The sequence below is a fragment of the Bacillus sp. P14.5 genome, assembly GCF_003316765.1.
GTDB lineage: Bacteria > Bacillota > Bacilli > Bacillales > Bacillaceae_B > Rossellomorea.
On the sequence record NZ_NIJF01000060.1, the window covers coordinates 23468 to 44019 of the forward strand.

At 40.7% G+C, this 20552-nt stretch carries 24 protein-coding genes and 2 pseudogenes; 6 read left to right on the forward strand and 20 right to left on the reverse strand.

The genetic code is table 11. From position 1 onward, the window contains the following. The first annotated feature begins 11 nt into the window (after positions 1-11). The gene (locus B9Z54_RS07470) at positions 12-554 is read left to right on the forward strand and encodes a 1,2-dihydroxy-3-keto-5-methylthiopentene dioxygenase (RefSeq protein ID WP_113927801.1); all 543 of its coding nucleotides are present in this window, start codon (positions 12-14) and stop codon (positions 552-554) included. Between the two features lie 740 nt (positions 555-1294). Here B9Z54_RS07470 and B9Z54_RS07475 read toward each other — a convergent pair. The 4 genes and pseudogenes from B9Z54_RS07475 to B9Z54_RS26650 form a co-directional block, all read right to left on the reverse strand. Next, positions 1295-1930 carry an FMN-dependent NADH-azoreductase gene (locus tag B9Z54_RS07475; protein ID WP_113927802.1) on the reverse strand — a complete coding sequence of 212 codons (636 nt, stop codon included), beginning with the start codon at positions 1928-1930 and terminating at the stop codon, positions 1295-1297. Positions 1931-2326: 396 nt separating this feature from the next. Continuing rightward, complete coding sequence (locus B9Z54_RS25230) at positions 2327-2476, reverse strand: hypothetical protein (protein ID WP_205207688.1); 150 nt, start codon at positions 2474-2476, stop codon at positions 2327-2329. Positions 2477-2566: 90 nt separating this feature from the next. Further along, positions 2567-3259, reverse strand: a complete 693-nt coding sequence (locus B9Z54_RS07480) for an MFS transporter (RefSeq protein ID WP_481747786.1) — start codon at positions 3257-3259, stop codon at positions 2567-2569. Then, positions 3251-3828, reverse strand: a pseudogene (locus B9Z54_RS26650) (MFS transporter); the annotation flags it as partial. The gene B9Z54_RS07480 and the pseudogene B9Z54_RS26650, both read right to left, overlap by 9 nt. A 185-nt stretch (positions 3829-4013) precedes the next feature. Here B9Z54_RS26650 and B9Z54_RS07485 point away from each other — a divergent pair. Then, positions 4014-4820: an MBL fold metallo-hydrolase gene (locus tag B9Z54_RS07485; protein WP_113927803.1), complete on the forward strand. Its 807-nt coding sequence runs from the start codon at positions 4014-4016 to the stop codon at positions 4818-4820. 878 nt (positions 4821-5698) lie between these two features. Here B9Z54_RS07485 and B9Z54_RS07495 read toward each other — a convergent pair. Further along, positions 5699-5914: a hypothetical protein gene (locus B9Z54_RS07495; protein WP_162785128.1), complete on the reverse strand. Its 216-nt coding sequence runs from the start codon at positions 5912-5914 to the stop codon at positions 5699-5701. A gap of 287 nt (positions 5915-6201) precedes the next feature. Here B9Z54_RS07495 and B9Z54_RS07500 point away from each other — a divergent pair, with 287 nt between their 5' ends. Further along, on the forward strand, positions 6202-6291 hold the full coding sequence (locus B9Z54_RS07500) for a YjcZ family sporulation protein (RefSeq protein ID WP_113927805.1): 90 nt from the start codon (positions 6202-6204) through the stop codon (positions 6289-6291). A 142-nt stretch (positions 6292-6433) separates the two neighbouring features. Here B9Z54_RS07500 and B9Z54_RS24740 read toward each other — a convergent pair whose 3' ends face one another. Continuing rightward, entirely contained in the window at positions 6434-6736 is a 303-nt protein-coding gene (locus B9Z54_RS24740; protein ID WP_162785129.1) for a hypothetical protein, read from the reverse strand. A gap of 93 nt (positions 6737-6829) precedes the next feature. On the opposite strand from B9Z54_RS24740, the gene B9Z54_RS07505 reads away from it, so the two are divergent. Next, positions 6830-7636, forward strand: coding sequence for a hypothetical protein (locus tag B9Z54_RS07505; protein WP_113927806.1), 807 nt, complete (start codon positions 6830-6832; stop codon positions 7634-7636). Positions 7637-7749: 113 nt separating this feature from the next. Here the strand turns inward: B9Z54_RS07505 and B9Z54_RS07510 are convergent, their stop codons facing one another. The 4 genes from B9Z54_RS07510 to B9Z54_RS07525 all read right to left on the reverse strand — a co-directional run bounded on the left by B9Z54_RS07510 (position 7750) and on the right by B9Z54_RS07525 (position 10644). Further along, positions 7750-8130 (reverse strand): VOC family protein, encoded by a 381-nt coding sequence (locus tag B9Z54_RS07510; RefSeq protein WP_113927807.1) that lies wholly within the window; start codon positions 8128-8130, stop codon positions 7750-7752. 125 nt (positions 8131-8255) lie between these two features. Continuing rightward, complete coding sequence (locus B9Z54_RS07515; protein WP_240189837.1) at positions 8256-8567, reverse strand: aminoacyl-tRNA hydrolase; 312 nt, start codon at positions 8565-8567, stop codon at positions 8256-8258. A 435-nt stretch (positions 8568-9002) separates the two neighbouring features. Then, positions 9003-9515 carry a mismatch-specific DNA-glycosylase gene (locus tag B9Z54_RS07520; RefSeq protein ID WP_113927809.1) on the reverse strand — a complete coding sequence of 171 codons (513 nt, stop codon included), beginning with the start codon at positions 9513-9515 and terminating at the stop codon, positions 9003-9005. A gap of 82 nt (positions 9516-9597) precedes the next feature. Then, a complete protein-coding gene (locus B9Z54_RS07525) occupies positions 9598-10644 on the reverse strand; it encodes an SDR family oxidoreductase (protein WP_113927810.1) in 1047 nt (348 codons plus the stop codon). Between the two features lie 351 nt (positions 10645-10995). On the opposite strand from B9Z54_RS07525, the gene B9Z54_RS26135 reads away from it, so the two are divergent. Both B9Z54_RS26135 and B9Z54_RS07535 read left to right on the forward strand, forming a co-directional pair. Continuing rightward, entirely contained in the window at positions 10996-11124 is a 129-nt protein-coding gene (locus tag B9Z54_RS26135; protein ID WP_275887795.1) for a hypothetical protein, read from the forward strand. Positions 11125-11557: 433 nt separating this feature from the next. Next, positions 11558-11961 (forward strand): annotated as a pseudogene (locus tag B9Z54_RS07535) (anti-sigma regulatory factor). 187 nt (positions 11962-12148) lie between these two features. Here B9Z54_RS07535 and B9Z54_RS07540 read toward each other — a convergent pair. The 10 genes from B9Z54_RS07540 to B9Z54_RS07580 form a co-directional block, all read right to left on the reverse strand. Next, entirely contained in the window at positions 12149-13354 is a 1206-nt protein-coding gene (locus B9Z54_RS07540; protein ID WP_113927812.1) for an MDR family MFS transporter, read from the reverse strand. Between the two features lie 135 nt (positions 13355-13489). Continuing rightward, a complete protein-coding gene (locus B9Z54_RS07545; RefSeq protein WP_113927813.1) occupies positions 13490-14392 on the reverse strand; it encodes an AEC family transporter in 903 nt (300 codons plus the stop codon). Between the two features lie 328 nt (positions 14393-14720). Next, positions 14721-15086 (reverse strand): DUF421 domain-containing protein, encoded by a 366-nt coding sequence (locus tag B9Z54_RS26425; protein WP_345840702.1) that lies wholly within the window; start codon positions 15084-15086, stop codon positions 14721-14723. Beyond that, on the reverse strand, positions 15077-15418 hold the full coding sequence (locus B9Z54_RS26430; RefSeq protein ID WP_345840703.1) for a DUF421 domain-containing protein: 342 nt from the start codon (positions 15416-15418) through the stop codon (positions 15077-15079). Before B9Z54_RS26430 ends, B9Z54_RS26425 begins: the two co-directional genes overlap by 10 nt. Positions 15419-15657: 239 nt before the next feature. Beyond that, a complete protein-coding gene (locus B9Z54_RS07555; protein WP_113927814.1) occupies positions 15658-16044 on the reverse strand; it encodes a YidH family protein in 387 nt (128 codons plus the stop codon). Positions 16045-16094: 50 nt separating this feature from the next. Then, a complete protein-coding gene (locus B9Z54_RS07560) occupies positions 16095-16691 on the reverse strand; it encodes a class I SAM-dependent methyltransferase (protein ID WP_113927815.1) in 597 nt (198 codons plus the stop codon). A gap of 887 nt (positions 16692-17578) precedes the next feature. Continuing rightward, complete coding sequence (locus tag B9Z54_RS07565) at positions 17579-18355, reverse strand: sulfite exporter TauE/SafE family protein (RefSeq protein WP_113927816.1); 777 nt, start codon at positions 18353-18355, stop codon at positions 17579-17581. 48 nt (positions 18356-18403) lie between these two features. After that, positions 18404-18631, reverse strand: coding sequence for a sulfurtransferase TusA family protein (locus B9Z54_RS07570; protein ID WP_113927817.1), 228 nt, complete (start codon positions 18629-18631; stop codon positions 18404-18406). A 133-nt stretch (positions 18632-18764) separates the two neighbouring features. Next, positions 18765-19892: an MBL fold metallo-hydrolase gene (locus B9Z54_RS07575; RefSeq protein WP_113927818.1), complete on the reverse strand. Its 1128-nt coding sequence runs from the start codon at positions 19890-19892 to the stop codon at positions 18765-18767. A 69-nt stretch (positions 19893-19961) separates the two neighbouring features. Then, complete coding sequence (locus B9Z54_RS07580; protein WP_113927819.1) at positions 19962-20531, reverse strand: sulfurtransferase TusA family protein; 570 nt, start codon at positions 20529-20531, stop codon at positions 19962-19964. Positions 20532-20552: the final 21 nt, after the last annotated feature.

A 20552-nucleotide genomic window follows, 5' to 3' on the forward strand; every position in this document is an offset into this window, starting at 1 on the left:
GGATTCAGAATATGGCTGTTATTAAAGTAAGAAACACAAATGAAACAATTTCAGGTGAAGAAAACGTCCGTGAATTTTTGGCGAAAGAAGAAGTGTTGTATGAACACTGGGATATTTCCAAGCTTCCAGCCGAATTGCGGGACCGCTGCCTAATATCAGACGATGAAAAACAAAGGATCCTTGATACCTATGAAAGTGAAATAAAATCTTTGGCAGAACGCCGGGGGTACGGAAGCTGGGATGTGGTGGCCTTATCGGAAGCAACACCCGGCATTGAAGATCTTCTGAAAAAATTCGAACAGGTACATACCCATACCGAGGATGAAGTCCGGGCCATCACAGCAGGCCACGGAATTTTCATTATAAAAGGAAGCGGCGAAACGGGTTACTTTGATGTTGAATTGGAACCTGGTGATGTCATCTCTGTACCTGAGGGCAATCCACACTTCTTTACGCTTATGGAAGATAAACAAGTAGTGGCGGTCCGTCTCTTTATTGAGTCAGAAGGCTGGGTGGCCCATCCGTATAAAGATCCTGAATTTCTACAATTATAAATTGTAATATGACCGGCGGAGTAAAGATTCGCCGGTTTTTTATTTGATGGAGTATTTTTGTTCCTGGAAGTTCCGTTGAAGCATCCTAGAGACCTCTCCCGTGTAGTTTTAGGATTTTACGGGTCTCAAGAAACGTCCTAGAGACCTCTTCCCTGGAGTTTTTGACTCTTACGGGTCTCAAGAAGCGTCCTAGAGACCTCTCCCCAGCAGTTTTAGAATTTTATGGGTCTTTAAAAGCCTTCTAGAGACGTCTCCCCAGCAGTTTTAGAATTTTATGGGTCTTTAAAAGCCTTCTAGAGACCTCTCCCGTGTAGTTTTAGAATTTTATGGGTCTTTAAAAGCCTTCTAGAGACCTCTCCCGTGTAGTTTTAGAATTTTACGGGTCTTTAAAAGCCTTCTAGAGACCCATCCCGTTCAGTTTTAGAATTTTACGGGTCTCAAGAAACGCCCTAGAGACCCATCCCGTTCAGTTTTAGAATTTTACGGTTCTCAAGAAACGCCCTAGAGACCCATCCCGTGCAGTTTTGGAAATTTTCGGGTCTCAAGAAACGCCCTAGAGACCCATCCCGTGCAATTTGGAAATTTTCGGGTCTCTAGAAGCGTCCTAGAAACCTCTAAAGCGCATATTTTGTAAAGTAAAGGTCTCCAAAGTAACCATGAGGCCATCACCTTACAATATTAAAAGTATTTGAGTCTCTTATCTAAAAAAGCCAGCAGTTCGCGTCTGCTGGCCTTAACAATTAAAATGTCTTTCCTTTATCCTTCGCGCGTGCAATTCCATCTTCCTTGATTGCCTCCGCTTTATCAGGCATTGCATTGTGGCCTTCGATGAACAACCCTTCAAAGGAAGGTACGCCAAAGAATTGCATGATGATGTCCAGGTATCGATGGCCCATTTCCATTTGAGCTGCGGGGCCTTCAGAATAGATGCCGCCGCGTGCCTGAATATGCAATGCTTTTTTGTCAGTGAGCAATCCAATCGGACCTTCGGCTGTATATTTAAATGCCTTACCTGCAACTGCAACTGAATCTATATAAGCTTTCATGACAGGTGGGAATGAAAAGTTCCAGAGAGGAGTAACAAAAACATATTTATCGGCTGAAACGAATTGTTCACTTAATTCAGAGAGCCTCCCTACTTTTGCTTTTTCTTCCTGAGAAAGTTCCTCAAAACCTGATCCTTTTTGAAGTTTTCCCCAGCCAGCAAAGACATCTACATCAATTTGCGGGATGTTCTCCGTATACAAATCTAAATGAATGACCTCATCGGATGGGTTGGATTCTTTATATGATTCCAGGAATGCCTTACCTGCAGCCATGCTGAAAGACTGCGTGTCATCATGCGGGTGTGCTGTTACGAATAATAACTTTGCCATACTGATCTTCCCTTCTAAGTAACTTGATGCTTTAGTTTTACTTTTTATGTATTCGTTTATTCAATAATCATAAGTCATTGAATGAACAAATAGTATTTACCCAATATGACCGCAGGTAATCATGCTAATTCAATTTGGTAATCTAATATCATTGGAGATAACCTGGGCCTTGATGAATAATTGAGAGTCAGAAGCTATCTAAATAAGGGATCGAGGATAGGGTTTTACGCTGATTCATATTAAGTGTATACAACTAAGTTTTTTCACTGAAAGCTCGCTGCTGAAGGTTCACAGTCCCCTTCCCTTACCTCGGTTAAAGCCGCACCTTTTCGTTTTTCAGCAGCAGAATTATAAGCATGAAAAAAAGCTGAATTAATCAGCTTTTGAAGATGGATATTATTCTTGTCCATTTACCTCATAAGGATTTCCGCCAAGATTTTTACGTGCTTCAGGAGTTAAGATGAATGGCTGTTCGCTTTGAGCAGTATTTACTGCCTCGTCTTCACTTCTTATTGTCCCGTCATAATGCAGGGGCTTGTTATCCATGAGTAATTCCTCCTGATAAAATAGTTGTATATAGTGTTAACGCTATTTTACCATTTTACGCAGGATTTTTCAGGAAAAAATGGAATTAATTTAGGAAGCAGCTGCTGGTTGTTTATTGATCGAGTGAGATTTTTCTTTAAATACTAATAAAAAATATATCGCACCAATGAAGTAGATACAGCCTGTAATGGCAAAGACAATGGAATATCCCCAATAAGATCCGTAGGCTGCAACTATGTAGGTTGACACAGGTCCCATCGTTGCCCACCCCATGGAGAAGGCCATCTGGCTGAGAGAATTGGCGATGCCTTTTTTATCATCCGGGACTTTCCGCATCATGAGAGCCATCTGGATGGGATTGCCGGCATTCATTAGTGCCTGCCTGAATAAGAACCCAAATACCGCGAGATACAAGTTTGTCGTTATACCTGTTAAGATCAGGAATGGAAGTGATAATAATTGCAGCAGCACCACAGCTTTTACTTCACCAATCTTGTTTACTACAGCGGGCCCGATAATCATGGCTATGGCCGTTGCTCCCTGACCTAATGAAAGGATGAAGCCAATTGCGGAGTGTGAGGTTTGGAATCGATCGGCAAAATAAAGATTGAGATAAGGCACAACCAGACCCGAACCTATACCGATTATGAGTTGTGCACCAACAAATAGAAACACCAGTTTCCACTGACTTCCTTCCCCTCTCCAATGTCTCTTATCTGCTATCTTCTTCGGCTGAATACGGACCGATTCCTTCATTTTAAGAATTGGCAGGATTCCCGCCATATATAATAAACTTCCCAAAATTAAAGTAAGGCGCAGACTGTTAAGGGAGTTTAAGCCGATTACTGCCAGGGAGTCGGATAATACCCCGCCTGAAAGATTCCCGACGACATTTGCTGCCATCATGATAGCAAAATGCATGCTGAATAAGTGCACTCTTTCTTTTTCCGTTGAGTTTTCAGCAAGCCATGGTATCATGGACACTTGAATGAAGGCCATAAACGCCCCGCTTCCAAATGCCAATATGACCAGAGTCGTTTCACCTTCAAAGAAGGATCGTCCAAGGAGTGTGGCAGATGCAAGTGCTGCTCCTAAAACCATCATTTTTTTCTTCCCCATTTGTCACTTAAGAAACCGGCAGGCACCAGGAAAATCGCTTGTGCGAGTGCGGTCATGGCAATTACGTTTCCATTGGTGAGCTCGCTGTATCCAAGATCTCTGAGATACAAATTATAAAGGGTCATAAAGATCCCCAGGCCGATCTGGGTTAACAAGTTAGCGGCTATTGCCATCTTGACGTTAAAATTGTAACTTCTATAGTTGGTCATACATTCAAGGAAATATGATTTCATTCTGATGTCCCCGCCCCTATTCTTTCGAATCCTTTTACATAATAAATCAATATTTCGGGAATAGAAACATTTTTTTTCGAATGCTCTCCATTTTTTTAAAAAAACAGGGTATATAATTACCGGAAACACCACATATTCACTTTGAATTAGACAGATACTACCGCAGAAAAGCTAGGAGGATGACTATGAAAAAAATGCCAATGACTTCTGTAGCAAGCGGGATTGGGATTGAAGTGCTTCCTGATCTCTACAATTTTACTGTGCAAATCGTCAATATTGCTTTTGTTGGAAATCCGAGGGTGAGCAATGAATTTATATTAATCGATGCCGGAATGCCGGATTCACATGAAATGATTATCAAAGCAGCACAGGAACGCTTTGGAGATGACTGTGTATGTAATGCGATTATCCTTACGCATGGACACTTTGACCATGTGGGGGCTCTTGAAGGGCTGCTGAAAAAATGGGATGTCCCTGTTTATGCCCATTCGATGGAAAAGCCTTACCTCTCTGGGGAAAGCGACTATCCGCCTCCTAATACTGAGGAGTCAGGACTGGTGGCAAAGATGTCCACGACATTCCCGCGTCATAGTATTGATATTTCCTCCAACTTGAACATCCTCCCTGAAGATGGGACGATTCCTGTCCTTCCGGATTGGAGATATATCCAAACGCCGGGTCATACACCAGGACACATTTCACTGTTCAGGGACAGAGACCAGGCTTTAATTGCAGGTGACGCATTTATTAATGTTGAGCAAGAAAAGCTTTATGATGTACTGACGCAGAAGCAGGAAATCCACGGACCTCCTCAATATTTCACAATGGATTGGCAGGCATCATGGAATTCGGTCAAAATTCTTTCGGATTTGAAGCCTTCTGTTGCAATTGTTGGCCATGGGCTGCCCCTTGCAGATGATGAGCTCACCACTAACCTGGAACGTCTTGCAAGAGAATTTGGTGAAACAGAAATACCTGAAAATAAGAAATAGAAAGGTTACCCGCATAAGTTGGCCAAGCCAAAAAGAGGCTGGGACAAAACCTTATAAAAAGCTCTTTTCAAAAGAATGTGTCTGAGTATAAAGAAAGGATTTCCGCTCCAGGTGCACGACTCCGCGGGGCGGGCGCTGAGCCTCCTCGGCTTCATAAAAAGCGGAAGCGGCCGTTCAGCACCGTACGGATTGTAGGGCTCCTGCATGAGATAAAGGAATCACGAAGAGCGAAAGCGATTCGATGATGACTTATCGCAAGGAAGGAGACCGAAATCCGCTAGGTGCTGGCCGCTGGAGCTAGATTTGCCTGCGGGGTTACGTTCCAGTGGGTACGTAACCTTGGTCTCACCTGTCATAGTGGAAGCGCCTTGGTCAGCCCCGACAGGCAAATGTTCCTCAGAGAAAAAAAGGCGGTCTTTCCTTTTATTCTCTGAGGGTTGTTTGACCCCGAGGGGCTAGGCGCTGGAACTAGACGACCGCTAGTCCCGCAGGAGGTCGCACACCTTCCGTTCCAATCCGCCTACTATCAGGAACTGGCGGATAACCTAATCTAAAAAATAACATCTTTAAGGTAAGAGCCTAATAACAAAAATGAACCGCATGAGATCAAGTATATAACCTTGATCTCATGCGGTTTTATTTTCGATGATTTCTACTTGCATCAATTAGTTTTCTACTTTTGTCCCAGCCTCTTTTTTCTATTAACGCATTCCCGCACTAAAAGGGACTGTCCCTTTTAGTTGGTTAAAGCACTAATGCACAAAAGGAACTATGCTTGTTCCTTTGGAGAGCAAACTTTGCATTATACCCTTATTGATTAGATAGGTATTTAATAAGTGAATACATAGAATAGCAAAAGCTGCTGTTTTTTTATCACTCTATAAGGATTGATTCCCAGACTCATCGTTGTTATAAAGAGTCGCAGTAAAAATGGCAATCTTAATTAGTTTTTCCATATCTAAGGTTTCCAGGAAAGACGGTTTTTTAATCCGGGAATCCCTTCCCGCCAGCCTCTCTATCATTTCTTGCTGTTTTTCAACAATCGTCTGCAATGAAAAGATCATCGCCTCATGATCTTTCAATGTTTTCCGCATACTCAACAATGTTTGTTCAGATATAGGCTCTTCTCTAAAATTCACACCTATCACTCCCTTCCTCTTATAGTATGTCCTGTTCATTTAGAGTGAATGGACGATTGATAGAAAAAGATAATAATAGTTATTTAACCCTGGCTAGCTGGTAAAGAAAATCAACTATTACACCATGGTGCTTGTCCGTTTCAGTAAGATAAGCAGCGAATATAGTAATAAAGAAAGAAAGAATTCTTTCAAAATATTTTTCAAAGAATCATCGCATTTTTTGAATGCTGGAGGTGAAATAAATGAGCGGATTCGGAAGAGGTTATGGCGGAGGATTTGCGCTGATTGTAGTATTGTTCATTCTGTTGATTATTGTGGGCGCAGCTTTCTAGAAAAATAGTATTCAGCCTATTGTTGAAAATTTTCTAAAGGATTACAAGGGGCTTTGCTTCTTGAACAGAGAGAGCAGTAGTATTTCCGGGATAAAGCAGCCCTCATAAAACCCATAAACTAAAAAAGAATGAAGCCGTTAAATCATGCTTCATTCTTTTCTTTTGTTAATTTTATTATCCTTGAGAAAATCCACGCTAACAGAGTAACGACAATAACAGGGATGAAAATGATCAAGTAAAGAAGGATACTTTCAAACAAAGGCCTCTCCTCCTCCTCTGTACTACGGCTGTTATTTATATCTGCGGAAGTCAAGGTAACAGTTTGGCTGATTTGAAAGCCTGCAGCTGCAGCATTTGGGTATCCAGTGTATGTAGGTAAGGCAGACAGTGAAATTAATAATAATAACAACATTGAAATAGATCTCGCTATAGTTATTGGCTTCAAGAGCTGGGAGCTCCTTTCATTCAGAGTATAGAATATCGGGTTGGAAAGGCACAGGTTCAGTCTTGCTAAATAGGATGTAAAGGAAGTTTGAAAATGATGACGCTGAAAGGAAGGTATTACTTCGTGAAAAATATATACCCATATATAGTGTCAGGAATGAGCACAGATTCTATACCATCAACCCATGGAAATATAAACGGCAATCCCTATTTTATGACAGATGCCTATTCATATGGAACCGGCAACTATACCGGCATAGATGCTTACAGAATAAATCCTTTGCAAATGTCGGGTATGGATGAAGACTCTTTAACACCTATTGACCCTTCGGACTACTTTGGAACGCAGCAAGGAATGAACCAATCTGATATGTACGGAATGATGGAAGGAATGAATCCAGTTGATATGTACGGAATGCAGCAAGGAATGAACCCAGCTGATATGTACGGGACGCAGCAAGGAATGAACCCAGCTGATATGTACGGAATGCAGCAAGGAATGAACCCAGCTGATATGTACGGAACGCAGCAAGGAATGAACCCAGCTGATATGTACGGAACGCAGCAAGGAATGAATTCATCTCAACAGTCACCTATGACTATGAACCCCTACCCTATGAATGGCAGTACAATGGGCAACAGTACTGGACAGTTTCAAGGAGGAATGGGAGGAGATAGTCCCTTTCAAGCCTATGGCCAGCAAAACGGCGGCGGCTTCATTCCCCAATTCATGCAGGAAACCGGAAATACTGGCTATGGTCCCGGCAGTCCTTATGGATCGTACCAAACTGGACCCTCTCAAGGAGTTCCCGGCCAGCCGTTTATGGGTGGCGGTCCGTCTCAAGGGATGCCTGGCTCTTTCGGGATGAACCCAGGTTTTCCTAGAAGATTCTTTTGGTGATGGAAAGCAGAGCAATTTATGCTCTGCTTTTTCTTTCGATTACAAGTTGAAGCCCTTTTAATGATTGCGTTGCCAAGCTCTAGCTTCTGTTTTATAAATCGACGATCAGCCTTTTAATATGCGTGTTTTGGATTGAAGAGCAGTAATTTAAGATCCTGATTAAAAATGGCAAACTTCAAAAGGATTGCCGTATGGATCTTTAAAAGTAAAAAAGTGACAGTTCCATCTTGTTCGAGTGACCCGACCTCGACCCCAAGGCCTTTTAATTTTAACTGAGTCTCTTCAATGGCATCGGAAAAAAGAATTGCTTTTACAGTGGTTGATCCAGTTTCACCTTCCATTAAAGTAATAGGTGTTTCTCCCTGCCCGACTTTAAAAACAACATGGTTCCCGCCATCGAAAATTTCTTCAAGTTCCAGTGTTTCCTGATACCAATGCCTGGCATCTTCTAAATCTATTACATTCACTAGAACAGTGTCTATTCTCGAAAACATTCTTATATCCCCTTTCGTTTCTTCAATAACGTGTATTTCCTTCTTTTATAGCCATTAAACCGCGTTAAGATGTATAAGGAACTCGTTGTATTTCCATAATATTTTGACTGCTGCAAGCAAGAAAGTTATTTAAACAAAGACAAATTTCCTACTATTGCCTTGGCTTCTGACTTAGGCATGGGCGGCATCGCAATGACTGTTAGGGAACCAGAAGCAATTTCAGTTCTGCCGCTGTCATGTACGGTGTAAAAGCCTTTCTCTGCCAACCTTTCTAAATCTTTCTGTCTCCCTCTTAGAACAATTTTTGTCATTCCGGTTTGATACCATTGAATGAAGACATCTCTAAATTCCGGAAACTTTGACGAATCCGAAAGCATGTCGATCGTACTGATTGTTGCAGCATGAGCAGTTTGTGCAGCTATTTTTCCCGCTGACATATCCAACTCTTTATTTACAACGTAGTATTGAACAATTTCGCTGTTAATGATAATACTCCTCCTGCCTCTTTAAAAATGTCAGGGTAATTGACTCCTGTTTCGTTATCCAAACAACAATTTTTGAAATTCTATAAGAGTATCCCCTGCTTGGCAAAAGCCTGCCTCACGCCCTTTATCTGGACATGTTTTCCTGTTTCTACTATACGCTGAAATTAATAGCCTTGGAAAGCAAAATATCTTTTTACGACAGCAGACCTGAGTGCTCCCTGTTCTCAAGGAAGAGCTTGGATTCAATATAATTATTTTTAATAAAAACCAGCAGAATCAAGTGGAAATGATGGTTGGTTGTACCAAAAAACCCCAAAACCAGACATTTATCCAGATGATAGAGATTTCTCTTAAAAAAAGCGTAACCGAAGCGTTGTTTCTCTTCGGTTACGTTTCTTGTTCTTTGAGCAGGGTCAGTTCTTTGTAGACGGAGATGATTTCATCCAATTTCATCCTTACGAGACCGCTAGATGAAGGTGCAACAAAATCTACTACTCCTTCAACGACAGAGTTCTCCTGTACTCCCCATTCAATCTTCCGTTTTTGTGTAAATTGTTGATACACCCCTTTGCCTACATAGCAGGCAATCTTGGGTGCATAGGCTTGCAGTTTTTTCTTGAGGATGACTCTTCCCTCGCTGTACTCCTCTTTCGTTATATCTGCAGCCTCTTTCGTGGGGCGTTCCACAATATTCGTTAGTCCATAGCCTAACTCCAGTAAAGATGAATCTTCCTCTGGTGCGTAATGTCTTGGTGTCAGTCCTGAAAGATGGAGGATTTTCCAGAATCGGTTGCTGCGATTAGCGTAGTTATGGCCCACTTCCCCGGATTTAAGACTAGGGTTGAATCCGATAAACACAATATCAAGATTCTTTTGTAAGTGATCGGGTAAAGGTTGCATCCCTATCCCCCTTTCATTTCTTCATTACTATGAAGCGCGAAAAGGGACTAACCCTTTTTACGCTTTAACGCGATAAAAAAGATTACTTTTTATAGCTGCCAAGGATAAATTTAAGGTTGTCACAAGTCAGTTCCAATTGCTTCTTGCCGGCTCTTTCAAGCAAAGTGTCTGTGTTTTGGCAAGGGAAATGAATCTCCCGAGTGAAATAGTGCCTGAAAATACTTAATGCTTCATTAAATGATTTTTCAATTTCACTTAATTTATCTGCCTCTGAGTAAGGTACTAACTCAAGATTTGGAAATTCCAGCACTTCTTTTACAACTTGAAATATTTCTTCCTGCTTGAAAGGCGATGGATCCGTAATATTATATATTTTCCCATTTTCCCCTAGGACCAATGCTTCTTTAAGTACTTTAGTGACATAATCGACGGGAACGAGATTCATCTTTAATTCCTTTTCTCCAAGAAAACGATAGGTATTGTATGTCCATCCATTCTTTTTTGAAACTTTCCGCTTGAGCAGTGCGGCTGCTTTCAGCAATCCATACACTCCAAAGGTCGTGTCGGCTTCTCCTGTCCTGGAATCTCCGATGATGATGGAGGGTCTAAGGATGATAACCTCCATTTTTTCCTTGAAGGTATCCACTAGATGTTCTGCATGGTTCTTTGATTCTTCATAATGGTTCACAAACTTTCTATCGGTGCTATATAGTTCTTCTGCACCTTCGATCTCCATTCCGATTGTATAGGCAGTGCTTACATATAAAAACCTGCCGCATTGAATCTTCTCTGAGAATTCCAATGCCCTCCTGGTTCCTTCCAAGTTGACATCGAATGTTTCTTTCTTTTGTTCAGGATCAAATGAAAGATAGGCGGCCATATGATAGACGGCTTCAACATTCCCTTTCAATTCCTCTATTATATCAAGGGGCAGCCCCAGTAAGCTCTCGTCCAGGTTCCCTGTAATACAGGTTACCTTTTCCCGGAAATGCACCGGTACATCTGAAATAAACACTTGCGCTTTTTTTTCGTTTCTGCAGAGAATAAATAAATTATGGTCTTCAGCTAACAAATCTTTCGCTAATTTTTTGCCTACAAAACCCGTGGCTCCAGTTAAAAATATATTCAATAAGAATCCCTCATTTCTATTAGCTATTTTACAGTATGGTAAGCAGAAGTAACAAATGGTTGACCCTCATTCTTTAATAAGGGCTCTTTTCGGAATGTTTATCTGAATAATGTTGCTTCAGGAAAAATCCCAACAGCTGGATTTTCCTTTGGTTTCTGAGGATCCACTCTAAAAGGGAGAGCATCTCTCTTGCTTACTATCCAGTGTTTGCGACTGTTTACTTCGAAATTCATATGTACTTATGTACTATAGAGCATATCTAAAATGCCCATATATATAGTGAAGCCCTTTCCTATCGTACATATTCATCTGAAAAATGAAAAGGATAAGAAGGAAAGGAGGTTGATCACCGTGACGAATAAAAATGATAACCGCGAACGAAAGAACAAATATCCAAGAAATAAGGAATTCAATGAAGAATTTGCGAAGGATGCGACTATCCGAAGCGAGATTACACAGAAGGATATTAAAAAAAATTAAAATGACCATTGGCATCCTCTGTTCAGGGAACAGAGGATGTGTTTTAAGCAGAAATTATTTTATTGTAAAAAAATAAAGGGTTTTCTTACCAATTATCGAAATCTATATATATCTAGTGAATGTTACGTTATAATGGAACAATCGATGAAACCTCCTCCTATCGGGTTAAGGATATGAAGCTGGCGTCCAAAAAAGGCTTGGAGGGTAAGTCGTAAAAATAGCAGCCAGAATCTTTCCAAAAAGATAGACTTTTACATAGTTGGCCGTAATGAACTGGGCACTGAACTAGTCATAAGCCAAAAAGACGGGGCACCACCCTTCTTTTTGGCTTTTTTTATATGTAATTACGGAAAAATTAATGAGGTGAAATATATGAAACACATTATATTAATAGGACAAAAACATCCAGTGGTCTTGCAAGGAGTCGCACGGTATGGATAAATCAATTGTAATTTATATAAAAGAGGAATCCGATATTATTGCTGTGAGAAAAAAGGAAGAGAAATTGCAGAAAAATTGAAGTTCGATTTAACCAATCAGGCGAGAATATTGACCGTTGTTTCGGAACTCTCCAGAAATATATACAGGTATGCAGGCACAGGGCATATAGAGTTTGAATTAGTAGAGCAGGCACGGAAAAAAGGAATCAGAATCATATCTACTGACGAAGGATGCGGAATACCAGATATCGAAAAGGCAATGCAGAAAGGGTATTCAACCTCGGGAAGTCTTGGTGTAGGCCTTCCTGGTGTCAGATCCATAATGGACGAATTTAAATTAGAATCTACTCCCGGTAAAGGGACCAGGGTTGAAGCTGTTAAATGGCAATTAAGATAGATTCATAGAAAGAACCGTCCATCAATTGGCCGGTTCTTTTCTATGTTAAAGCATTAAAAGGCATAGTATACCTTAGCTATTTATGTTCAATAGTTTGGTGAAGTAATAGTTTCCTTACACCATGAACTGCCGTCCTGGCTAACATCATCTCAACAGTAAACATTCTAATAGTCGAATCAAATGATCTTTATACTTTTTGCTTTTCCTTTAACAAAAGACCGGCTGCCATAAGAAAAAAGAATAAACTGGTCAGGGCAATCAGTGATACCAGCCACAGCATGATTGTACCTCCTGCTTCATGAAACAGAAAGCCTCCCATGACCGGGCCTGCAAAATGACCGATCTTCCTGAACTGTCCTGCGCCAAAATATAATCCCCTCAAATGTTCAGGAGCCAGCCTGTCAATCAATACAGAGTTTGCAGGAAAGATCAAGATTTCACCTAATGTTAGGAAAGCGACTGAAACAATAGACAGAATCCACCCGTTAGAAAAACCGAAACCGGTCAACCCCAAACTTATGAATATGGCTCCGGCTACCATTGTTTGCATAGGGTTGAACCTCTCGGCTAGGGAACTTACAGGCATCTGCAAAAACACAACCATTACCGCATTTATCGATAGCAGGATGGAAAATATAAAAATTCCCTCATCCAACTCCTTTTCCAAATGCATCGGCAAAGTTGACTGCAATTGTGAATAACCGATATTGACCATTATAATGCCTAAAATCAAATAGCGGAAAGCCGAATCCCGCTTAACAATTGATAAAGCATCCACAAATGTAAGATTTGATTTTATTTCAGCAGAACTGCCTAATTTGAATTTAGTCAAGAAAGCTGTGAGTGTGACTGCATAAAATAAATAAACTGAGCCTGTTATGACAAAGGTTGATTCCGCTGAAAGGTTGGCCAAATAGGCACCAGCTAACGGACCAGCAGCTGCTCCGATATTTATGGCAGTGTAACGGAGAGAATAAGCCTTCATCCTCTCTTCCTTCTTGGTTAGATCCGCCATTAATGCCTGAGAAGTTGGTTCAAAAAAAGAGTTTGACAATCCATTCAACGCATTTAGTAAGATGAACCATAATGGATGTTCTGCAATACTGAATCCGTAGAAGACCAGGGAAATTGTGATTAAAGATACCATCAGGACTGGTTTTCGTCCAAATCTGTCAGATAAGTGTCCCCCTATGAAACCACCGATCGTTGCTATAAGCGGGCTTATTCCAACAGTCAAACCGATCATCAAAGGGTGCATTTCCATGTTCCTGGAAAGGTATATCGCCAGGAAAGGCATGGTCATGAACATGGCCCCTCTTGATAAAACCGTTCCCGTCAAAAGAACCCAAATGATCGGATGAAACTGGTTTATATAGTTTTTAAGATTATTCATCAGGAAGTCCCCCCTCTTCGCTATCCATAAATTACTATATATCGAAGAGGTTTATAAGTAAATTTTATTTTATTTATGATTTAACATTAAAAATACTTATCGCTAAGTGTTTAGATTGACTAGCCTTTAGTCTATCTATGAAAACAGCATGATCATAATTGGAACAGTTATAATGCTCAGGGAAGTTGTAACCAGTGTGCTGAAGGAGACCAGGTCGGGTTCAGTATCGAATTGGACAGCAAACATCGTTGTATTGGCAGCGGTAGGCATTGCTGCGAGAACAATTAGTACACTCGCAAGCAGACTATCCAGGGAAAGCAGAACCGTAATGGCATAAGCGATCACCGGAGAGATGACCATTCTAATAAGAATCACACCTGATAATTCTTTCATTTTCACATTCTTCTTTGATATGCTGGCCAATTGCATTCCCAGAACAAGCATGATGGTAGGAATTGCAGCTGATGCGATAAGATTCATCCCATTATAAATAAAATCAGGTATAGAGACTGACGCGATCTGCATGAGGATTCCGCCAATTGAGCCATAAAGAACCGGCATTTTCAGGATTTTAACTAATGACGCTTTCAAAGTCCCTCCACTTTTGCTTCCTTTTGCAGCAAAATACAAACCGACCGTATTCATTAATAGAGATTGAATGACCATCATAATGACTGCATATTGAAAACCCGTTTCCCCAAATGCAAAGAGAATTACCGGCACACCATAGTTTCCACTATTCATAAAGGCTCCTGCCAATACGAAAGCAGGTGTTTTACTGTGAGGACGGTTAGTCATCCTTCCTGCGATGAATGACACAAGGATTAACCCAAACAGGAGAAGAACACAAAACAGCAAGATATATAGATAATCCATATTCAGATCATTTTCATAAAAGGTTTGAAACGCCAAAAATGGCAGCATTAAATATAGAGCTGCCGTTGAAATGGACTTAATATCCAAGTTAAGCAGCCTTTGTCCTGCAAAGCCAACAGTCAGGATGATAAAGACAGGTATTACAATTAAAATAAAGCTCATTCTCAAAACTCCAAATCAATATTTTTCTAAAATAACAATCTAACCATTGTATTAGTATAATTCAATTTGCGATATCCTGCCTGCCTTTTGCCTGACAATTTATGTCTTTATTCCATCTTGAAAAGTATATAAGTGGTAACTACTGTAAATTCAACCATGACTAACCAATACAAACTTAATACAGTTGTGATAAAATCAACAATTCACAATAAAAAAGCAGATAATTCTCTTGAGAATTAATCTGCATTTTTTCCATGATTTAAAGCTTTAAACCGCTAAAAGGGACTGTCCCTTTTTCAGCTTTTATGAGCTAAAGTGATCAATTCACCTAGTGAGTCATATTATCTCTTTTGACGTCGACATAGAGCGAACCGTCTTTTTGAACTTCAGCATAAAAAACCTCTGAAACAGACTGAATTCCTTTTTGTCTTAGCTGGGACATAAGCCATTCTTCCTGAAGGTTCAGTCTCTTCAAGTTGTTATCAATCACTCTTCCATCAGCAATGACTTCTGTCGCTGCAGGATGAATTCCACTAGTGTATGGGATATTCAAATCATTTTTTGATACGGTTTGTTGTGCCTGTTTCTTAAGAACAGATAACTTGCCGTTTGTTTCAAAAATTGCATAATCCACATCACTCATGGAAAACACCTGTTTTTCCCTGAGCAGGGCCAATAATCCATCTACATCCAACTGTGTTTTTTTAAACTGTGCTCCATTATTTTTCCTTGTTTGACAACAATGATTGGTTCTCCCTCGATGATTTTCCGGGCGCCTTTTGACTTAATGTCTATGTAAGCAAAAGTAACCGTTAGTATCAGCCAGCCCGTAAGCGCAAGGACACCATTTCGAATACTCAATTCTGCTGAGACGACAATTGTTCCTCCGATATTCCCAACGGCAATCGCCGAAATGAAATTAAAGAAAGTCATTTGGCTGATTTCTTTTCTCCCTGAAAGCCTCGCCATTATGAATAACGAAACAAATGCAATGACGACTCTTATTGTAAGTTCAAGTATGCTCATTTTTTAAATACCTCCTTCTTTTTATTCTCTGTAAAAAGAAGGTTTATTATTGGTTTATTTTCAGCACGTGTGCTGGTAAGGCCGGAAGCAGAAAGTGAAAAACCTATTTCCGCAGACTTGTTGAATGCCTTTTCATAAAATTAAACCACCACTATGTTCTCTCTTGATGTATATTCCTTTTATCCCTCATTAGTCGTCGGAAGGTTAACAAGTTACATGGCGGTGGGTCTTTTTAAAGTTTAAACAATGAGAAAATAAGTGCCAAAGATGAGGGCGATGATAATGACGAAAACGGCCAGGGTGATAATAGTGACTCTTGAGGTACGGAAAGACTGAGTATTGATGGCATCTATTTTTCTAATATAGGCAGCGAGCGCCATGATGATAGTCAGGATTCCAAGGCAAACAGACGATAAGCCAATAATGTTGGCAAGAAGATCGCCGATGGGAGACAGTTTGTCTGCCATTGTAAAATGAAGGTTCGTTACAAGAAAACCGACCCCTATGATGGCAATGGCTGTGCGAATCCAAGCCAGAAATGTCCTCTCACTCGCCAAATGCTGCTGGATATACTTTGAGTCAATGGTGCTTTTAGAATCATGGTCAGGACTTTCACGATTTGTCATGATACCCCTCCTTTAAGCTTTGTACATTGCTGCGGCCTGTCCTGCAGATTTTATTGTTTTTGTCCGATGAATTGGATAACATGTGACAGTCCATTATGCAAATCTCCTTCATGGCGAGTGACTTCTCCCATGAAAAAGTGGATGATTTTCCAATCGTGGAAGGTATTCAAAAAGTCTTCCGGACGGTACAGCATGGTTTCTTCCTTTGGTCCGCCGCTCTTATAAGGAATTTGAAAGATAGAATACACTTCGCTCACAAAATACCCTCCAGGCTTAACAGTCTCCTTTATTCCCTGCAGTGTTTTTTGCCTAAGATCCTCAGGGAAGTGGCCAAAGATACACACTACCCCATCCCAATGATTTTGTTTGAAAGAAGCCTTTTCCAAGTCAATTAATTCTGTATGTACCTGCACCTTTTTCGAGAGGGCAAGCTTTTTGGTTTTTGCAAGCCCAGAAGCTGCATAGTCCCATGAAGTTACATTCATTCCCTGAGAAGCAAGATAAACAGCATTCCTTCCTTCTCCTTCTGCAATTGCCAATACCTCACCTGATAGATCCGATTTAGCCATTGCATTTTTCATAAATATATTTGGTTCAGTCCCGTAGACATATTTATCTTGTTTGTATCTTTCATCCCACTTGTTCAACCCTATCCTCTCCTTCGCGTTATGTACAGTTTATAACCTCTCTTTTAGAAGTACCCTTGTTGTAAAAAAATATTTTAATAATTGGTAAACAAAAGGCCCCTTACTCGATTGAGCAGGGTCCTTTCATCAGGGTCTTTGAGGTAAACTTTGCTGCTATTAATAGTGCCTTTTGAAATAAACGCCATTATTCACCGGAAATATCCTGCCGAGTATATAAAAGAGCAGCTCTCTTCGTTACAAAGAGAGCCCGCTTCTTGATTGTTCCTGAAAGCAACACTATATCGAATACAACCTTAATTAAAATATTTTATTCAGCAGTAAAATGACTCCTGCCAGGAGCCATATGAGAACACCAGGTCAGATGGGAGGAATCGATCTCTCATACTTTCCGGGATTCTTTGTATTGATGCCTCAGGTGCCCTTGCTGCACTTTTGATGTTTTTTCATATAAAGTCCCTCATGGTCAGTGTTATTAGACACGAAGCACCTTAAAGTCTCCGCCTCCAAGCAGTGTTTTTACATAATCGATTTTGGCATCATCAAAATAAACCTTGTCCTTTTCATTAACAAGAAATTGAATCCCTTCAATTTCAGTAACTTCATCTTTTTCTAAAGCTGACTCCTCCAGAGTCAGACGCAGTTTAGGACCTCCTCAACCAATGCCCATTTCAAGGCGGATAAATGGTTTCTTTCCTGATTCGATAACGTCTTTCACTTGGGAACGAATGACATCAATTGCTGCTTGAGTCACTTTAACCATGTGTATCCCTCCTTTTCTAAATCTTTCTCCAGTTAATATCATTGCTTAACCAGAGCAGTGCTGTCAAATACCGTATAGTTTGATTTTACCCTTTTGACAGTAGGGTATAACAACGAAATACTAATTATTATAGTATATCCATCCAAATCTTTATGGCTGTGCCCAAAATCAGGAATGCCAGTATAAATTGAAGTATCTTTGTGTTTACCTTCTTACCAGCCATTGCACCAAGTGGTGAGGCAATCAAGCTGGCGACTACCATTACTAGTGCAGGGAGATAATCCACCTGTCCCGTTGTGATCTTTCCGACTGTAGCTCCTATAGAAGAGATGAATGTAATGGCAAGTGAAGATGCAATGGTCATTCGGGTAGGGATTTTCAGTACGACAAGCATGATGGGCACTAGCAAGAAGGCACCGGCTGCCCCGACAATTCCTGCCCCGACTCCAACAATCAGAGCCAGTGAAGCTGCCAGCCACTTATTGAACACTACTTTATCAAGAGGAATGTCATCAATCCCTTTTTTAGGAATGAACATCATGACAGCTGCAATGAGTGCTAACACGCCGTACACTAAATTGATGCCGCCTTCCGACATCGCTTTAGAACCAAAACCGCCAATGAAGCTGCCGATTAATATAGCTCCACCCATGTAGGCTATCAGTGTCTTGTTCAGGTAACCGCCCTTACGGTAAGCCCAAACACCCCCGATTGTGGCGAAAAAAACCTGCACAGCGCTGATGCCCGATACCTCGTGGGCACTGAATGCCGCTAAGCCAAATATAGGCGGAATATATAGAAGCATTGGATATTTGATTATCGAACCGCCGATTCCCAGCATTCCGGAAATATATGAACCTATGAAACCAATTAGAAATATAACGATAATAAAACTCAAATCCATTTGGAGTCCTCCTTAAAAGAGGGAACCGTCTTCGGTTCCCTTACAATATTAACCTTTTCTGATCCAGAACTTGAAAACATCGTTCTCTTCTTCATGGTGGACAAGTTCATGCCCGCCGGATTTAGTCCATGCAGCAAGGTCGCTTTTTGCTCCTTTGTCTGTAGCATGAATTTCCAATATGTCTCCTGATTGAAGCTCATTGATTGCCTTTTTTGTTCTTACGATAGGCATTGGGCAAGCAAGCCCTTTCGCGTCTAATACTTTTGTTGATTCCATTGATATAGCCTCCTGTTGATTCATTATTAAACCTGATTATGTGTAATGTGAGAGCAATAAATAATACTAATATGAGCAGATATAACTCGCTAAAGACTCCGGCAGGTTTTATCCTGCCTTAAAACTTAAACTCTTATCGTACTGCACATCGGTTTGGTCCGATTTCCATTTCTCTCTGCTCATCATTATCTGGTGTGATTTTGCCCATGTTCGTCTTCCGGATCTCTAGATAGGCATTTGGCTGAGGAGGAAGATTTTCTGTTACAAGGGCTCTGAATTCTGCTTCGTCCTCAATGTTTAAGCCATGGTTCTTCTCAAAGAGGACTCCAAGCTTTTCAGAAACGCTGCCGTCCTCGTTCAATTCGTCAATAATCATAAAGTGAGCAGGAAGGACAACCAGCTCATCTGATAACTCTTTGTAGCGAGTGTAAAGGGTTTCTCTTAAGTCACCGACCCAATCATCAGCCAGCCCTGCAAGGTCAGGTCTTCCGATAGAGTCAATGAAAAGGATGTCTCCTGTCATCAAATATTGCTCATCCACGACGAAAGAAGTGGATCCGATCGTGTGGCCGGGTGAATAAAGGGCATGAATATTGATTGTTGTGTTTCCAATCTTAACTTCGTTTCCATTTTCCAAAGCCGCATATTCAAAAGTTACTTCCTCTGCATCTTTCGGGGGCAGCCAGTAGGTGGCACCTGTCTTCTCCGCAATAATCCTGCCGCCGGAAATATGATCGGCGTGTAGATGGGTATCAAATACATGAGTGATATTCGCATTGATGCTTGAAGCAAACTCAATATAGACATCTGCCATTCTAGTAGAATCGATGATGGCTGCTTCACCATTTGAAACCACCATATATGAGAGACAGCCCTTGCCAATCCTTACAAATTGGTAAAGTTCTCCCCCGTTTTTCAGGTCACCGACTTTAACAGGCTGCAGGTGTTCACTCCATGCTTTCATACCACCTTCAAGATAAGCTGCATCCAAACCTTCTTCAGAGAGCATTTCTGCCACCATCACAGAAGAACCTTCTTTTGCACAGACAACAAGAATATCCATGTCAGCCGGAAGTTTATCCTTGATTTCCTCGACTCCATCCAGAAGATCGAAATACGGAACATTCAAGTATTCAAACTTCTTGCCTTCAATCTTCCAGTCTTGATAAGCCTCTTCATTCCGTACATCCAGGATGAAAAGTTCTTCGTCATTAAAGATTTTCTTAGTTATTTCGGTTGAGTTCATTGCTTTAACAGTCATTATTAATTACCCCCTTAGGTATTATTATTACTAAAAATTTTAAAGAACTTATTGTATATAAAATTATTATTACTTATCTACTGATTCAGTGACGCCGTTCCATTGACTCATTCCAGGAATCACATTGATAACATTAGTAAAGCCATTTTGTGCAAGTTTCTGGGCAGCAAGGTCGCTTCTGCTTCCAGTACGGCACACCACAAAAATTTCATTTTCTTTCTTCAATTCCATCATACGTTCTTCTAACTCTCCCAAAGGAATTGAAATGGCATTTGGAATGTGCTTAAAGGCATATTCTGCTGCTTCCCTGACATCCAATACCGAAATATCTTCATTCAATTTAGCTGCCAGCTCTTCGTTTGTGGCCACGTTAGGGTGTTTTTTTTCAATTGATTCTTCTCCTGAAGCTTTTCTCAAATAATGTTTCAACACATCGCCTTCTTCAATGGTCCCCAGATATTGATGCCCGGCTTTTTCGGCCCAGGCCTTGATATCTGCTTTCGATCCTTTATCTGTAGCTGCCACTTCCAGCACCTGGCCGGCTTCAAGTTCATTTATAGCTTTCTTTGTTTTCACGATTGGCATTGGACAAGCTAAACCTTTTGCATCCAACACTTCATTAGCTTTAATTTGTTCCATTTTAAAACCTCCAGTTTTATA

Coding starts and splice junctions, on each gene's coding strand:
- B9Z54_RS07520 (WP_113927809.1), bottom strand. CDS start 9,515: ATGCAACCTTTACCCGATCACTTACAAAAGAATCTTGATATTGTGTTT.
- B9Z54_RS07480 (WP_481747786.1), bottom strand. CDS start 3,259: ATGGCGGGAATCCTGCCAATTCTTAAAATGAAGGAATCGGTCCGTATT.
- B9Z54_RS07510 (WP_113927807.1), bottom strand. CDS start 8,130: ATGTTTTCGAGAATAGACACTGTTCTAGTGAATGTAATAGATTTAGAA.
- B9Z54_RS07540 (WP_113927812.1), bottom strand. CDS start 13,354: ATGAATAATCTTAAAAACTATATAAACCAGTTTCATCCGATCATTTGG.
- B9Z54_RS07500 (WP_113927805.1), top strand. CDS start 6,202: ATGAGCGGATTCGGAAGAGGTTATGGCGGAGGATTTGCGCTGATTGTA.
- B9Z54_RS07580 (WP_113927819.1), bottom strand. CDS start 20,531: ATGGAACAAATTAAAGCTAATGAAGTGTTGGATGCAAAAGGTTTAGCT.
- B9Z54_RS07570 (WP_113927817.1), bottom strand. CDS start 18,631: ATGGAATCAACAAAAGTATTAGACGCGAAAGGGCTTGCTTGCCCAATG.
- B9Z54_RS07475 (WP_113927802.1), bottom strand. CDS start 1,930: ATGGCAAAGTTATTATTCGTAACAGCACACCCGCATGATGACACGCAG.
- B9Z54_RS07505 (WP_113927806.1), top strand. CDS start 6,830: ATGATGACGCTGAAAGGAAGGTATTACTTCGTGAAAAATATATACCCA.
- B9Z54_RS07515 (WP_240189837.1), bottom strand. CDS start 8,567: ATGTCAGCGGGAAAAATAGCTGCACAAACTGCTCATGCTGCAACAATC.
- B9Z54_RS07495 (WP_162785128.1), bottom strand. CDS start 5,914: ATGCGGAAAACATTGAAAGATCATGAGGCGATGATCTTTTCATTGCAG.
- B9Z54_RS07470 (WP_113927801.1), top strand. CDS start 12: ATGGCTGTTATTAAAGTAAGAAACACAAATGAAACAATTTCAGGTGAA.
- B9Z54_RS07545 (WP_113927813.1), bottom strand. CDS start 14,392: ATGAGCTTTATTTTAATTGTAATACCTGTCTTTATCATCCTGACTGTT.
- B9Z54_RS07555 (WP_113927814.1), bottom strand. CDS start 16,044: ATGACAAATCGTGAAAGTCCTGACCATGATTCTAAAAGCACCATTGAC.
- B9Z54_RS07575 (WP_113927818.1), bottom strand. CDS start 19,892: ATGACTGTTAAAGCAATGAACTCAACCGAAATAACTAAGAAAATCTTT.
- B9Z54_RS26430 (WP_345840703.1), bottom strand. CDS start 15,418: ATGAGCATACTTGAACTTACAATAAGAGTCGTCATTGCATTTGTTTCG.
- B9Z54_RS07565 (WP_113927816.1), bottom strand. CDS start 18,355: ATGGATTTGAGTTTTATTATCGTTATATTTCTAATTGGTTTCATAGGT.
- B9Z54_RS07485 (WP_113927803.1), top strand. CDS start 4,014: ATGAAAAAAATGCCAATGACTTCTGTAGCAAGCGGGATTGGGATTGAA.
- B9Z54_RS25230 (WP_205207688.1), bottom strand. CDS start 2,476: ATGGATAACAAGCCCCTGCATTATGACGGGACAATAAGAAGTGAAGAC.